This is a genomic window from Acinetobacter sp. CAU_H_S139_7, from assembly GCF_058599305.1.
On sequence record NZ_CM178651.1, the window covers coordinates 2,822,220 to 2,837,038 of the forward strand.

Consider the following 14,819-nt stretch of genomic DNA (forward strand, 5'->3'; position numbering starts at 1 on the left):
GATCAGCATTTACAGCCTACATCTTGCTGATCCCATTGATTATTCAACAGCAATTCCAGTGAATGCTTTTGAATACCATACATCTCTTTCAAGGCTTGAATTTGTGCCAAGACAGCAACATCGGGCGCTTGATAATCCTTACGCTTGGTTGCCAAAATCATTTTATTCTTGCTGGTATGCTCAAGTGCTACAAACTCAAACACTTTGGTTTCATAGCCATAGGCTTTGAGTAACAAGGCACGAATAGTATCGGTCAGCATTTCAGCTTGCTGTCCCGCATGAATACCAAACTGCAACATCGGTTGCAACACGAGTGGAGCTTTCAGTTGCGGGCGTAATTCTTTATGACAACACGGCGCGCACATGATCATTTCAGCATTTAAACGAATGCCGGTATGAATCGCAAAGTCAGTCGCGACATCGCACGCATGCAGCGCAATCATCACATCGAGGCGTTCAGGTTGGTACGTCCGAACATCACCCTGAAAAAAATCAAGTTGCTGAAAATCCGACTTGTTCGCAACCTCCTGACAGAATTCCACCATCTTGTTGTTTAGCTCCACCCCTGTCACAAAAGGGTTCAGATCTTGCTTCAGCAAATAATCATACAAAGCAAAAGTTAAATAGCCTTTTCCTGAACCAAAATCGACCACGCGTAGTTGTTCAGGCAGTTGAATATGACTTAGTGCCCCTGAGAAAATTTCGACAAACTTATTAATTTGCTTCCACTTACGCGCCATACTGGGAATGATGTGCGCTTTTGCATCGGTAATACCAAGCGGCTGTAAGAAATAACTGTCTTGATCCACAAAACGCTGTTTGACACGGTCATGGCCTTGCTGCTCTACAGCTTTGGTCACCGTTTTATGTTTACTTTGCGTCAGCATTGCTTTCTTCTTGTTCTTCTTCAGTTGCCACTCTTGTTCAATTGTCAGCAGATTGGCTTGTTTACACTGCGCCAAAAGTGCAGTTACCGTTTCAAGTGCTATGTCTAATGAATAATTTTTGGTGACATCTTGGGTTTTATGACGATATAAACAGCTCAATACAGGCTGTCCTTGCAACATGACGACTCGAAAAGTCATCTTCTCGAGTTGCTCTAGTTCACCCTGATATTGACTCAGAATCATCCGATCAAAACTTTGAGATTCAAGCGCTTGCTGAAAGGCCTGAAGGAATTGCTGCTCTTGTGCAGAGGACGATACCGAAACGGTCATAATAGAAACCAAAAAAAGAATTGCGATTAAATTTTAAAGCGTCTTACGCTAAATGCAAATTTGAATTACGATACAGTTGTATATTTTATAAAAATGCACACGACTTATGAGCACTCACCCTGTTGTCAACTACGATCCTGCTGAAGAAAGAATCAATTTCATTAGCCATGCTATTGGTGCAGCTCTTGCACTCATAGCAGGTATTTTATTGATTATCAAAGGGTCTTACTTAGAAACAGCGCAGTGGATCGGGCTATCGGTCTATGCTTTGAGCCTATTTTTATTATTTGCCGCATCAAGCTTGTATCATTTTGCCGAATCTCCAGAGCGTCGCGGCTGGTATAAAAAATTAGATCACACTGCCATTTATTATCTGATTGCAGGTACCTACACTCCATTTTTGTCTATCGCACTGCCCACGCAAAAAGCCCATTACCTACTCATTGCACTTTGGGTGATTGCACTCATTGGTACACTATTCAAGTTAGTTTTCATTCATCGCTTTGAAAAATTTTCACTGATTGCTTATCTGCTTATGGGTTGGCTGGCTGTACTGGTAATGGATGATATGCAACGCTTTTTATCTAAACCAGCTTTGACTTTTTTAATCATTGGTGGACTTTCCTATACCATCGGTGCATTGTTTTATGCGCTAAAAAAGGTAAGATATACGCACGCTATCTGGCATATTTTTGTATTGATTGGTGCAGGATCACATTTCCTGTCCATCTATCTTTACGTCATATAACCCGCGCACACTACATTTTTTAGTAACCCTAATTCCGTAGTCTGCCCGAGGAACATTCGTATTTTTTTAAAAAATTACGCCTTTTTTAAAAAGATGACGCTTTTAAAACTCAGTTCGACTATTTTTTAAGTGTAAGGTCTACCATGGCGTCATTAAATACTGCTGTTGCAGAACAACAGCAGCCTGTAAACTCAAAATTTCGCGTACTTACAGCCAGTCTCGTAGGTACCACAATCGAATTCTTCGATTTTTATATTTATGCGACTGCTGCAGTCATCATTTTTCCGTATTTGTTCTTTCCAGCAAGTACCGACCCGATGACCGCTACAATTCAGTCATTAGCAACCTTTGCGATTGCCTTTATTGCACGCCCGATTGGTGCTGCACTGTTTGGACATTTAGGTGATCGTATCGGCCGAAAGGCGACCTTGGTTGCAGCTTTGCTGACCATGGGACTTTCAACCGTGTGTATCGGCTTATTACCCACCTATGCACAAATTGGAATTGCCGCGCCATTACTGCTTGCGCTGTGTCGTTTAGGTCAAGGACTCGGCTTAGGTGGTGAATGGTCGGGTGCTGTATTGCTTGCCACGGAAAATGCACCTGAAGGTAAACGTGCTTGGTATGGCATGTTTCCCCAACTGGGCGCGCCGATTGGCTTTATCTTAGCAACTGGTTCATTCTTAACGCTGGGTCATTTTATGACTGAAGAAGCGTTCATGACTTGGGGCTGGCGTATTCCCTTTATCTCAAGTGCTTTACTGGTGATTGTAGGTCTGTGGATTCGTTTACAACTCCATGAAACCCCCGCGTTCCAGAAAGTTTTAGACAAGCAAAAAGAAGTTAACATTCCATTTAAAGAAGTGATCACCAAGCACTGGGGCATGTTGATTTTAGGTACCATTGCAGCCATCTGCACTTTTGTGGTGTTCTACCTCACAACCGTATTCGCTTTACAATGGGGTACCAAACAGCTCGGTTACACCCGTGAACAGTTCTTACAACTTCAACTGGTCGCAACCCTCTGCTTTGCTGCATTCATCCCCTTGTCGGCGGTTTTTGCGGAAAAATTTGGTCGTAAAACCACCTCTATTGCAGTCTGTATTGCTGCGGCATTATTTGGTTTAGTATTCTCAAGCATGTTGGAATCAGGCAATACCCTTGTTGTGTTCTTGTTCCTGTGTATTGGTTTATCCATCATGGGTTTAACCTATGGACCAATTGGTACTGTGCTCTCTGAAATTTTTCCAATATCCGTTCGTTATACAGGTTCAGCACTAACCTTTAACCTTGCGGGGATCTTTGGGGCTTCATTTGCACCTCTCATTGCCACCAAGCTTGCAACCACCTATGGTTTACACGCAGTAGGTTACTACCTCACAGCGGCATCGCTTCTGTCTTTATGTGCGTTCTTAATGATTCGTGAAACCAAAAATGATGATGTAAATAATCAAATTTAACCCTGAATTTGATGCCTAAAAACCAGCACAATGATGCTGGTTTTTTTTATACCAATGCGTTCACAAACGCTACAAAAACCATATTTAAAATCTGTCGTTTTACTTCAAAAATAGAGAGAGATACAGATGAATAGGACCGAAAAATGGATGAAAAAATACAACAACTCACCAATGAACAACTCCTTGATGTCATCGTATTAGTTGAAGAAAATAAAATTATTCAAGCCATTCAATACATCGCCACACATACCGCTTTTCAATACGATGATGCACAAGAAATCGTGACTGAACTCACGAAGCGGCATGATGCTGCACTAAAAAGCATGTATCGCCATAAACGACACCAACAACAACGCATATCAACCGCTGAATTAAGACACCACAGCTCCCTTGTGTCTGAAGGACGGAGCTTTACACAACAACAGCCACAAAGCCCGCATAGCCCAGCAGTGAATAACCTCGATACTATGCAAGACCTACAAGAGCTCCATACAAAAAACCACAACCTTTGGATTATCTTGGCTGTGGTCATTTTGGTTTTAAGCTTTATTTTTTATTGGTTCTAAGCCCAACTTAAATCAGTTCAATAATATCGATGGTCGGTGGTACACGAAAACGAAACGGCACACCCACCATGCCTGTTCCAACCGTGACAAACACATCCGCATGTTCATGTCGGTACAAACCTTTTTTGTGTCCTAATATAGACACCTTCTTCATCACATAATCTGTAAGCCATGGCAGCTCAACTTGACCACCATGCGTATGACCTGAAAGCATTAAAGGACGACTGGGTAAAGCAGGTACCATATCGACCGTGTCAGGATTATGCGACAAAATCACCCAAGGTTTGTCTCGCGGTAAATGCGGCATAAAACGCATATCTGCCTTACCTGCCCACAAATCCCCAACACCCATCAGACGAAATTCTTCGAATTCCACAATCTGACCTTCAATATCAATGACATTGTTGACCTTCAAAGCATGTCTTAATAAATTTTGAATTGGTGGTCCAGGATATTGTTCGTCATGGTTACCATTGACTGAATAGACAGGTGCATTGATTTGCTTTAACACCTCTAACTCTTCTGCCAGTTTATTTTCGGGTTCATAAGTCCAATCCCCTGCAACCACCACCAAATCAGGCTTTTGCTCATTGACTCGTTTGACAATGGTTTTCAGCTGCCGCTCATGCCCTGAAAATAGACCAATATGTAAATCGGCAATTAAGGCGATACGGACGGGTTTGAGTAATTTATAATCTTTTTGAATTTGATATTGAGTGGTTTTGACATGCACAAAATGTGGTTCAATGAAACGTGCATAGCACAATATACCACTGACCAAAAATACAAAAATAGCTTCATGCCATGAATAATAGCCCTGAAAACCTGCGTATATGCTAAAGAAAAACAAAGGAATGAGTAAATACGAAAGATAAAAAGCCAATAAATGCACAAAGGCTTTAAACGGATGAATCGTCTCCGTATTGGTTTGACTGATCCATGCCTGATACACCGCCCACCCTGCAAGCAAGGCCATCGCAATATAAAAATAGAACACGACGGAGTGTGTATTGATCATAGACTTTTACTCACAATTTGTTCATCAAGAACACATAATCTTCTGTTTATCTTTTCACAGCTCAGAATTATACTCAAACCAAATTTATAGACTTTATGATGATGGAAAAACCTCACGGCTTAGCAAAACAAACTTCATTCCGTTCATCTTCGACTCAGCAAAATGCCAAATTGTTGTTGCTGAGCTGTATGGTTTTGACTGTTCCCGCGTGTAATACCTTACCTAAACAGATACCGCAGACGCCCGTCTATGCCTTTGATCTACCAACAGATCAAACCAGTTTAGGTAAAATCGTACTGCCTTTGCGTGAGCAACATCCAGGACTGACGGGCTTTCATGTTCTTTACAACCCGCTCGAGGCATTGGCTGCACGTATCCATCTCATTGATAAAGCAGAAAAGACATTAGATCTACAATACTATATTTGGGACAATGATCGTATTGGTTCTTTAGCGCTTTATTCTATTTTGAAAGCCGCCGATCGTGGAGTGAAGGTTCGCTTACTGATCGATGATAACAATGCCAAGAAAATGGAAGGCATCTATTTAGCACTCGATCAACACACCAACATCGACATTAAACTGTATAACCCCTACCGCTTCCGTCACTATCGTGCCATGGATATGGTCTTAAACTTAAAACGCATCAACCGTCGTATGCACAATAAGAGTTTCATTGCCGATAATCAAATTTCTTTGATTGGTGGGCGCAACATGAGCAATCAATATTATAACGTCAGCGACAGTTATCAGTTTTCCGATGTTGATGTAATGTTGGTCGGCTCTGCCTCAGATGAAATTGTGCATTCTTTCGATGAATACTGGAATGACGATTATGCCTTTCCAGTGCGTCAAATTGTCAACGCCAACCATTACAGCTTGCGTTATGAAGGTTTAAAAACCCAGTTAGCGCAGCACTATCAGGAAGTGACCGTCCAAAATTATCTCGATCTGGCCAATCGTTCGCAAGCCTTTGAACACTGGTTAAATGATAGTATCCAATTCGATTGGGTCAAAGCCGAAGTGGTGAAAGACTCACCGAGTAAAATCAAATCACGGGCAAAAAAAGAAGAACATTTAAACTTCCAGTTGCAAACCCATTTAGAAAAGCCAATGGAAAGCATCGACATTATTTCAGCCTATTTTGTACCTGAACGTAAAGGCAAAAAACATCTGGCAAATCTAGCTCAAAGTGACATTCAAGTTCGCGTACTGACCAACTCATTTAAAGCCAATGATGTACCATTGGTGCATGCTTTCTATGGAAAATATCGTGAAGACTTGCTGGAAAGTGGTGTTCAACTCTATGAGTTTTTAGCCACACCTGCGGCCGAAGCCCTAAACGAAAACAATGAAGAAATTTCGAAAAAAGCCAAAGTCAGCATCAAAGGATTAAGCCGCTCGAGTCTACATGCCAAACTCATGGCCATTGATGAGAAACAGGTTTTTATTGGTTCATTTAATTTTGATCCCCGCTCTGCCAACTTAAATACAGAAATTGGGGTTTTACTGAACAGTCCACCGCTGGCCAAAGCGGTACACTACACCATGGACCAAAACCTCAGTAAATATGCCTATAAGCTGGTTTTAGATGCAAATAAAAACATTAACTGGCAAATCAAACAAGCTGATGGTTCTACCAAAACCTATACCACTGAACCCCAAATGAATTGGTTCAAACGTGCTGGTCTCAAAGTCGTCTCTTGGCTACCAATTGAAGGCTTTATGTAAGCCTTCAAGCTTGTTGCATGTTGGGTTGGGACTTCAAAACTTTGTGATGTAAATCAGCCAAACCTTGCACCATTTTTTGTTGGACCAGTGCCGTTAAACTCTCAACCGTATGTCCTGCGGTACAAATGGCTGGGAGCGCAACTAAATGTGCCGTGACTTTTGGCATTTCTAGTACTTTTTTAACATGCTCGGCAAAACTAATGTTACCGATAAACGGAGAGACTTGGTCAAGTTCGCCCTGTTGATTCACATAGCAAAGCAAACAAATTTGCACATCACGCTGGGCCTCAATTGCTGCGCCTAAAATACGTCCATGGACCTTTTTCACTTTAGAACCATCGGTGGTGGTCGCTTCTGGGAAAAATAACACAGGAATATCTTGTTTTAAAAACGCTGTAATTTGCTCTCGAATTTTGATGGAATCGCCTGAACCACGTTGAATAAACAAAGTTCCACCACTTTTTGCCAGCTTGCCAAACACAGGCCATTTTTCAATTTCAGCCTTGGCCAAAAAGAAAACTCGTGCGCCTGAACCCAAAACTGCTACATCTAACCACGAAATATGATTGCTGACCCAAAGTGCAGGCTTACGTGGAATATCCCCGTGGACATGCACATCAATGTTAAAAACCTTGCACAGGCGACGGCAAAAATACTGCACGTAACGGGTATTTTGTGGATTGTTAATGTCTTTATACAAGCCATGTCGATAGACCAAATAAAACCCTTCGGACACGGCGCCAAGCCCCGAAGCCAACTTTTTACCATACAGAAAAAGCTTAGAGACACCTTTTAGTGATGTTGTTTTTATTTCAGTATTCGATTGCATAGACGGTTCACTTGGCACAGCTTCATTCAACATTTAATCATTGATTTCGGCTCATTCTATACTGATCTTGAGTAACTTGCATTGATCATAAAAACCGAAGGACCAGATGATTATTTTCAATTTTAATCGTTTAAACAAATTAATTATAATAAATCAATCGAAATACCAAAACATGGTGTGTACATGAACGATCAAATGAATCCTCCAGCTCCAACGTTAAATCCTGTTCAGGCACTGAAATTTATTATAGGGCTCAGTATTTTATACTTTGGTACTTTACTGCTTTTGGTTCACTTATTTCGCTCAATGTAAGGTAACGGCATAACTATTTCGCTCAATCTCAGCAAATTCATCTACACTAGAGTTTTCAATGTGAGATCGAATTTAGTGGAATATTTTGAGCAGAAGCAAGGTGGCGAAAAAACCATTTTAGTCAGTGTTGCCATCCATATTCTGGAAGACCTTGATGCAGAAGAATTTCGTTTGCTTGCTAAGTCGGCAGGTGCAGAAATTCTGGAGCATGTTCACGCTCAAAGATTCAAACCCGATGCTAAATATTTCATTGGTTCAGGCAAAGCAGAAGAAATTGCTGCTCGTGTTGAGGAACTTGAAGCCACACTAGTGATTATTGACCATGCTCTAACCCCTAGTCAGGAACGTAATCTGAGTCGCATTATTAAGTGCCGCGTCATTGACCGTACACGCCTTATTCTAGATATCTTCGCACAACGTGCCCGTACCCATGAAGGGAAACTTCAAGTCGAATTGGCTCAATTGGATCACTTGTCTTCTCGACTGGTCGGTACAGGCATTAGCCTCGATAGCCAAAAAGGCGGGATTGGACTTCGTGGTCCAGGTGAAACGCAACTCGAAACTGACCGTCGTTTACTTCGTGTCCGTGTTGGACAACTTAAAGATAAATTAGAAAAAGTCCGTCAGACGCGTATTCAAGGGCGTGCTGCACGTCAAAAAGCCGCGATTCCAACCGTTTCTTTGGTTGGTTATACCAATGCGGGCAAATCAACCCTGTTTAACACTCTTGCCAAATCTGATGTTTATGCCGCAGATCAGTTATTTGCAACCTTAGATCCAACCTTAAGACGTTTGGAATGGGATGGTATTGGTCCGCTGGTTCTAGCCGACACGGTTGGTTTTGTGCGTAATCTTGCGCATGCTTTAGTGGAATCGTTTAAAGCGACGCTAGAGGAAACATTAGAAGCCAGTTTGCTGTTGCATGTGATTGACTCGAGCAGTCCTGACCATATGGAACAAATTGAAGCTGTTGAAAAAGTGCTCAAAGAAATTGGCGCAGATATTCCAATTCTACGGGTGTATAACAAGATCGATCAAAGTGGCGAACAAGCCAAAATCATTTACGCTGAACCAAATGTACCTGAGCGTGTCTATGTCTCAGCACATACAGGCGAAGGATTTGATCTACTACGCCAAGCGGTCCAAGAGTGTTTGATGGGTCAAATTCAAAACTTTGACGTCCTACTCAAACCAGCCTATGGCAAATTGCGTAATCAACTGTACGCCCTAAATGTGATTCAATCTGAAAATTATGATGATGAAGGCAACCTACACCTACAAGTGTATATTGCACCGCATAAACTCGAACAATTGATTAAACAAGCACATTTACCGATTAATGAAATTTTAGGTTTGAAAGCAAAACAATTTCATCGTGAACTCGAAGAATTTGAAATCAAAAGCTAAATCGGTTAAAACGTGATAAGTAAAATGTTAATGACAGAACAAAATGGAATGGATAAAAACTGTTGATTGGAAAGCATGGATCGGCACGGTTGCCCTGATCATCATCTTTCGTGAAGCGGCTGTGTGGATCACTGGACGTTTTGGACATCCTGAAATGGGCAATTTAATTGGACTGATTAGTTTATTAATCGTCCTTTTGGGTTGGAGAAAATTTCATAAAATTCCAGCACGTTTGGTGGATACCAACAATAAAATCATGAAAGAAAGTGCCTTTGCTTTTCTACCTATCAGTGCAGGCTCCCTGCTGATGATGACCCATTTAGGCAGTGAAATCCCAATGTTTTTGGTGGTGCTATTTGTCAGCACACTAATTCCACTGTGGGTTTACGCAAAAATGTCTAAGAAATGGCTTTAGGAGTGCGCACATGATTCCCATTATTTTCGGTTTTTTCCTAACCCTCGTTGCCTATTTACTGGCAAAGCCACTCAACAAAAAACTGCCACAGATTCCCGTGATTGTTTTTGGCATGTGCTTTGTGATTGCCCTGCTGTTGTTGTTAAACATTCCGTATGAGCAATATATGGCACAGGTAAATCCAGTGTTTAACCATCTGCTCGGTTATGTCACAGTCGCATTGGCTATTCCATTGGCTGCCATGCGCTATGACGACCTCCCCCTCAAAGCCGTGGTGGGTATCTTGGTCTTTGCCAGTATCAGTGCGGTCGGACTGCCGATGGGACTGGCTTATCTACTACATTTGTCCGATCCTACCATTATGGCATTTGCCACACGCGCAGTCACAACGCCAATTGCGATTAACATTGCAACACTGCTGCAAGCCCCTGTGAGTCTGGCAATTTTAATCGTTATTTTATCCGGTGTGATTGGTGCTGCATTTTCACCACTGATCCTCAAACATATTAATGATGAACGAGCATCGGGCTTAGCGCTAGGTCTTGCAGCTCATGCCATCGGTACAGCTCAAGCATGGCAACGGGGAAGTATTGCTGGACGTTATGCAGCCTTTGGAATGGCTGTCAATGCGGTATTTACAGCAATCTGGTTACCGTTGTTTATTCTATACTTGCAAAAAATGTGATATGTTCCTCACATAAACAATTGTATTGTTTAAAAAATCGACTTAAGATGAGTTTGTCGTTGATTAAATGATAAAAGGATTTTGTTCATGAGCAAATTGACACTTGCAATCGCATTCGCTACAACCGTTATAGGTAGTACAGCTTTCGCTGAAGATATTAGCGGCACTTGGAAAAATATTGATGACAAAACTGGGTCGTCAAAAGCCATCCTTGATATTCGCCAAGAATCAAATGGGACATATACCGCTAAGATCGTTAAAGTAACGCCTCGTCCTGGTTATACACCAAAAGAAACTTGTATTAATTGCCCTGCGCCGTATACTAATAAGCCTATTTTAGGCATGGATGTGATGAAAGGTTTGAAACACAGCGGTAATACCAATTACACGGGTGGAAAAATCATTGATCCACTGTCTGGTAATATTTATAGCTGTAAAGCAAAACTCAGTTCGAATGGCAAACGCTTAACCTTGCGAGGATACGTGGGCATATCGGCTCTAGGTCGTAGTCAAACGTGGATTCGAGAATAATCTAGGTTCTATTACTGAACAGACTTGGTCTACGCAATCACTTGATCGATTCATTTTAGATTTTGTAGACCACCACTGAGTCACTCATACATTGCATCAAACTTAGTCTGATTGTTTCAACTTCAATGAATAAAAGAGTTTCAGCTAAGCATGTATGATTTTTCAATTTTTAAAGGCAACTGCCTAACTCATATCTAAACACAAAACAGTTTGCCTTGTGCAAACTGTTAATTTTTCTGTGTCTTGGATATCTTTTTGTGAAACTATAGAGAACCTTATATGAAAAGTAAGTTTTTTATCGCGGGATTAACATTGTCCATGCTTTGCGGGGGAGCATTTGCACAGGACTTAACAGGGACATGGCAACAAATTGATGATAAGTCAGGTTCACCGAAAGCCGTTATCGAAATTCGTAAAGAATCGAATAATACTTACACTGGAAAAATTGTAAAAATTACTCCACGCCCAGGCTATACACCAAAAGAAACTTGTGTGAATTGCCCTACGCCATATACCAACAAGCCAATTTTAGGCATGGACATTATTAAAGGCTTAAAGCATGTGGACGGCACCAACAACTATGAAAAAGGTCGTGTGATTGATCCACTGTCTGGCAAACTTTATGATGCGAAAATGAAACTGAATGCCACAGGAAAGCGTCTTTCTCTACGTGCATACATCGGTGTTTCTGCTTTAGGTCGTAACCAAACCTGGTTAAGAATCGACTAAGAATAAAAAAGCCACGAACTTCGTGGCTTTTTTAATGCATGTGCTATTGAACTGGATTATCAACGGCAAATAAGGTCTCATCTTCTAAACGGTAGGCCATTAATTGATGCCCCCAAACACAACCGCCATCTACATTTTGAATCGAGTCTGAAATGGTTTTGCCTTGTAAAGCTGCCCAGTGACCAAACACAACTTTATGGGTTTGTGCCGCTTGCGAAGCAAATTCAAACCATGGTTTGAAGCCTTCAGGCATCGGGTCGTTGAGCGAGTCTTTAAAACTAAACTCCAAACGCCCAGCACTATCGGTTAAACGCATACGAGTCAAATAATTTACGATACAACGTAAACGCGCATGCCCCGTCAGTTCATCCGACCATAAGGTAGGCTCTTTGCCATACATTTCTTTTAAAAAGGCATCGACAACATCAAAATCATCCGCTGCAATGACCGCCTCAACTTCTGCGGCTAAAGCAGCAGTTTGTTCTGCTGTCCAATTGGTTGGAATGCCTGCATGCGTCAGAACCGTGGTTGCGTTCGGAAACACACACAAGGGTTGTTTACGTAGCCAATCAATCAAATCATCACTATCAATCGCATCAATCACATCACGAATGTTATCTTTGTCTTTAATTGCTTTAATGCCACGTGCAGCCGCCAGCAAAGTTAAATCATGATTTCCTAAAACTGTTGCAGCCGCATTACGCTCTACTAATTTTTTAATAAAGCGTAAAGCACCCAATGAGTTTTCACCACGAGCAACCAAATCCCCTGCAAACCAAATAAAATCTTGGTCAGGATCAAACTGAATAGTCTTTAGCAAGGCTTTTAGTGCTTCAAAACAACCCTGCACATCACCAATGACATAATTGTATCGAATCTCTGCACCTGTCACCTTAAGCCACCATTTGATCTGCTAATGCCACAAATTGAGCCAGTGTTAAAGTCTCTGGACGCGCCATCGGATCAACACCTGCTTGTTCAAAACCATCTTCAACCAACATGCCTTTTAAGCTATTACGCAAAGTTTTACGGCGCTGGGTAAAGACGTGCGAGACCAAACGTGCCAAGGCTTTTTCATTTTTTGCCACAATAGGCTTAACCGCATATGGCTCTAAACGGAACACCGCAGAAGTCACTTTGGGTGGCGGGTTAAATGAACCCGGTGGTACTTCAAACAAGAACGTAGGTTTACAGAAATACTGAATCATCACCGACAAACGACCATATTCTTTGCTATTTGGAGAAGCCGTAATACGGTCAACCACTTCTTTTTGTAGCATAAAATGCATGTCTTTAACTTTGTCACCAAACTCCAAGAGGTGAAACAAAAGTGGCGTTGAGATGTTATACGGCAAATTACCCACAACCCGTAAAGGACGACCATCTTCAAATAAATTGGTGAAGTCGTACTTCAGTGCATCGGTCTCAATAATGGTTAAACGTTCAGGATGTGGCACACGCCCTGGCAAACCTGCCGCCAAATCACGGTCTAATTCTACCACCGTAAGTGCGTCACACTCTCCAATCAACGGAGAGGTTAAGGCTGCCAAACCCGGCCCAATTTCCACAATGTTATCACCTGAGCGTGGTGCAACTGAACGTACAATCTTGGCAATCACACGTTGGTCATGTAAGAAGTTTTGCCCAAAACGCTTCCGCGTATGGTGCCCTTCATCTTTAGGGTTTAAGGCATTAATTTGATACATAAAATTTTCCAACGTGAGTTAATCACTGAACATTAGTGACGAGCTAATTCTAACGCTAAATCAACAGCGACCTGTAAGCTTGAGCTTTTCGCAAGACCCGTGCCTGCGAGGGAGAGAGCTGTGCCATGATCGACTGAGGTACGAATAAACGGTAAGCCCAAAGTAATATTAATGGCTTCACCAAACCCTTGCGATTTTAACACAGGTAAGCCCTGATCGTGATACATCGCCAAAACAGCATCGGCATCTTTTAAGTTTTCTGGGGTGAATAAGGTATCGGCAGGTAGGCTCAGGCTCATATTTATGCCTTGAGCACGGTAGCTTTCCAGCACAGGGTTAATCACCTCAATTTCTTCCATGCCCAAATAACCATCCTCCCCTGCATGTGGGTTTAAGCCACACACTAAAATGTGGGGATGCTCTTTTTTAAATTTGCTTTTTAAGTCCTGAATTAAAATACCAATCACTTGATGCAGTCGTTCTTTGGTAATCGCATCGGGTACAGCTCTTAATGGCAAATGTGTAGTAGCCAGCGCGACACGCAAGGTCTTGGTTGCGAGCATCATCACCACACGTTCAACCCCAGCAAACTCTTGGTAGTATTCGGTATGTCCACTAAAGTGAATCCCAGCATCATTGATGACTGACTTTTGTACAGGTGCAGTTGCAACACCTACGCTTTTACCGCACATGGCATAATCGGCTGAACGTCGTAGCTGCTCTAAGACATAAGGCGCATTTTCAGGATTGAGCTCACCCATTACAACAGCTTCGCTTAAAGGCACATGCTCAACATAAAGTTGACCCTGAGTTGATGATGCTTCTTGCCCTGAATATTCAATCAGTTCAATGTCCAATCCCAAACATGCGGCACGTGTACGTAGCAAGTTCATATCACCAAGGACCACGATCGGACGCTCATCTATACGAGCAGCAAGGCTTAAACAAATATCTGGACCAATCCCAGCAGGTTCACCACTGGTGACATATAAAGGCAGCATGATCAACTCAAATAAAATGCGTTTTGACTATTATACAACGTCTCACCCAGTATCTCCGCATTCACCGTACTCAACTTAAACCTATTCTTTTATATTTAAATCCTCACTTATCCTGTTTTCACATTCCATCGACTTTCAAAGAAAAAATAAAGCCTCAAACATATAAAACATGACAAAGAAATTGCGAGTCGTAACTCCTGTACTATCCGTTATTTTAAAATACTTCTATGGTGATGATCCCGCATTTCATTCAGTGAAGTCATAAAGTTCAATATCGCTGTTCCCCATTTTTTTAAAGTTTGATTTTTTTTGTGGTTTTTTAAAAAGAATAAACTTTGATCTCTTCCTTTGTACTGGGAAATACCTTAAAATACGGCTCTTGAAATTTTATATTTTCATTTGTGATTCTGAGCAACTTCGTTTAGAATCGCGTCTCCTTTTGTTTGGACAGATTCCATAGTCCAA

Annotated in this window: 15 protein-coding genes; 9 read left to right on the forward strand and 6 right to left on the reverse strand. The window is 41.7% G+C overall.

The genetic code is table 11. The annotated features are described in order from the left end of the window. Positions 1-2: 2 nt before the first annotated feature. On the reverse strand, positions 3-1,217 hold the full coding sequence (locus AC4MC0_RS13765; protein WP_335998842.1) for a class I SAM-dependent methyltransferase: 1,215 nt from the start codon (positions 1,215-1,217) through the stop codon (positions 3-5). Between the two features lie 106 nt (positions 1,218-1,323). Here AC4MC0_RS13765 and trhA point away from each other — a divergent pair, with 106 nt between their 5' ends. The 3 genes from trhA (at position 1,324) to AC4MC0_RS13780 (ending at position 3,991) form a co-directional block, all read left to right on the forward strand. Next, positions 1,324-1,965, forward strand: a complete 642-nt coding sequence (gene trhA / locus AC4MC0_RS13770; RefSeq protein ID WP_335998844.1) for a PAQR family membrane homeostasis protein TrhA — start codon at positions 1,324-1,326, stop codon at positions 1,963-1,965. Between the two features lie 143 nt (positions 1,966-2,108). Beyond that, positions 2,109-3,425, forward strand: coding sequence for an MFS transporter (locus AC4MC0_RS13775; RefSeq protein WP_078389023.1), 1,317 nt, complete (start codon positions 2,109-2,111; stop codon positions 3,423-3,425). 143 nt (positions 3,426-3,568) lie between these two features. Beyond that, entirely contained in the window at positions 3,569-3,991 is a 423-nt protein-coding gene (locus tag AC4MC0_RS13780) for a hypothetical protein (protein WP_114837564.1), read from the forward strand. 7 nt (positions 3,992-3,998) lie between these two features. Here AC4MC0_RS13780 and AC4MC0_RS13785 read toward each other — a convergent pair whose 3' ends face one another. Further along, entirely contained in the window at positions 3,999-5,009 is a 1,011-nt protein-coding gene (locus AC4MC0_RS13785) for a metallophosphoesterase (protein WP_234304534.1), read from the reverse strand. A gap of 101 nt (positions 5,010-5,110) precedes the next feature. Here AC4MC0_RS13785 and AC4MC0_RS13790 point away from each other — a divergent pair, with 101 nt between their 5' ends. After that, complete coding sequence (locus AC4MC0_RS13790; protein WP_335998874.1) at positions 5,111-6,739, forward strand: phospholipase D family protein; 1,629 nt, start codon at positions 5,111-5,113, stop codon at positions 6,737-6,739. Positions 6,740-6,743: 4 nt separating this feature from the next. Here AC4MC0_RS13790 and AC4MC0_RS13795 read toward each other — a convergent pair whose 3' ends face one another. After that, a complete protein-coding gene (locus AC4MC0_RS13795) occupies positions 6,744-7,568 on the reverse strand; it encodes a lysophospholipid acyltransferase family protein (protein WP_335998876.1) in 825 nt (274 codons plus the stop codon). A 387-nt stretch (positions 7,569-7,955) separates the two neighbouring features. On the opposite strand from AC4MC0_RS13795, the gene hflX reads away from it, so the two are divergent. From hflX to AC4MC0_RS13820, 5 genes are all read left to right on the forward strand, one after another. Beyond that, on the forward strand, positions 7,956-9,287 hold the full coding sequence (gene hflX / locus AC4MC0_RS13800; protein ID WP_004695107.1) for a ribosome rescue GTPase HflX: 1,332 nt from the start codon (positions 7,956-7,958) through the stop codon (positions 9,285-9,287). Between the two features lie 43 nt (positions 9,288-9,330). Then, positions 9,331-9,702, forward strand: coding sequence for a hypothetical protein (locus AC4MC0_RS13805; RefSeq protein ID WP_335998851.1), 372 nt, complete (start codon positions 9,331-9,333; stop codon positions 9,700-9,702). A 10-nt stretch (positions 9,703-9,712) separates the two neighbouring features. Continuing rightward, a complete protein-coding gene (locus AC4MC0_RS13810) occupies positions 9,713-10,387 on the forward strand; it encodes an LrgB family protein (protein WP_004695104.1) in 675 nt (224 codons plus the stop codon). An 87-nt stretch (positions 10,388-10,474) separates the two neighbouring features. Continuing rightward, entirely contained in the window at positions 10,475-10,918 is a 444-nt protein-coding gene (locus tag AC4MC0_RS13815; RefSeq protein WP_335998855.1) for a DUF2147 domain-containing protein, read from the forward strand. A gap of 279 nt (positions 10,919-11,197) precedes the next feature. Beyond that, positions 11,198-11,647, forward strand: a complete 450-nt coding sequence (locus AC4MC0_RS13820; protein WP_058951671.1) for a DUF2147 domain-containing protein — start codon at positions 11,198-11,200, stop codon at positions 11,645-11,647. Positions 11,648-11,690: 43 nt separating this feature from the next. Here the strand turns inward: AC4MC0_RS13820 and AC4MC0_RS13825 are convergent, their stop codons facing one another. The 3 genes from AC4MC0_RS13825 to pdxA are packed head-to-tail and all read right to left on the reverse strand — an operon-like array spanning position 11,691 to position 14,354. Further along, positions 11,691-12,539: a symmetrical bis(5'-nucleosyl)-tetraphosphatase gene (locus AC4MC0_RS13825; RefSeq protein ID WP_160362178.1), complete on the reverse strand. Its 849-nt coding sequence runs from the start codon at positions 12,537-12,539 to the stop codon at positions 11,691-11,693. A gap of 1 nt (position 12,540) precedes the next feature. After that, positions 12,541-13,353, reverse strand: a complete 813-nt coding sequence (gene rsmA / locus AC4MC0_RS13830) for a 16S rRNA (adenine(1518)-N(6)/adenine(1519)-N(6))-dimethyltransferase RsmA (RefSeq protein ID WP_004695098.1) — start codon at positions 13,351-13,353, stop codon at positions 12,541-12,543. A 32-nt stretch (positions 13,354-13,385) separates the two neighbouring features. Next, the gene (gene pdxA, locus AC4MC0_RS13835) at positions 13,386-14,354 is read right to left on the reverse strand and encodes a 4-hydroxythreonine-4-phosphate dehydrogenase PdxA (protein ID WP_335998859.1); all 969 of its coding nucleotides are present in this window, start codon (positions 14,352-14,354) and stop codon (positions 13,386-13,388) included. Positions 14,355-14,819: the final 465 nt, after the last annotated feature.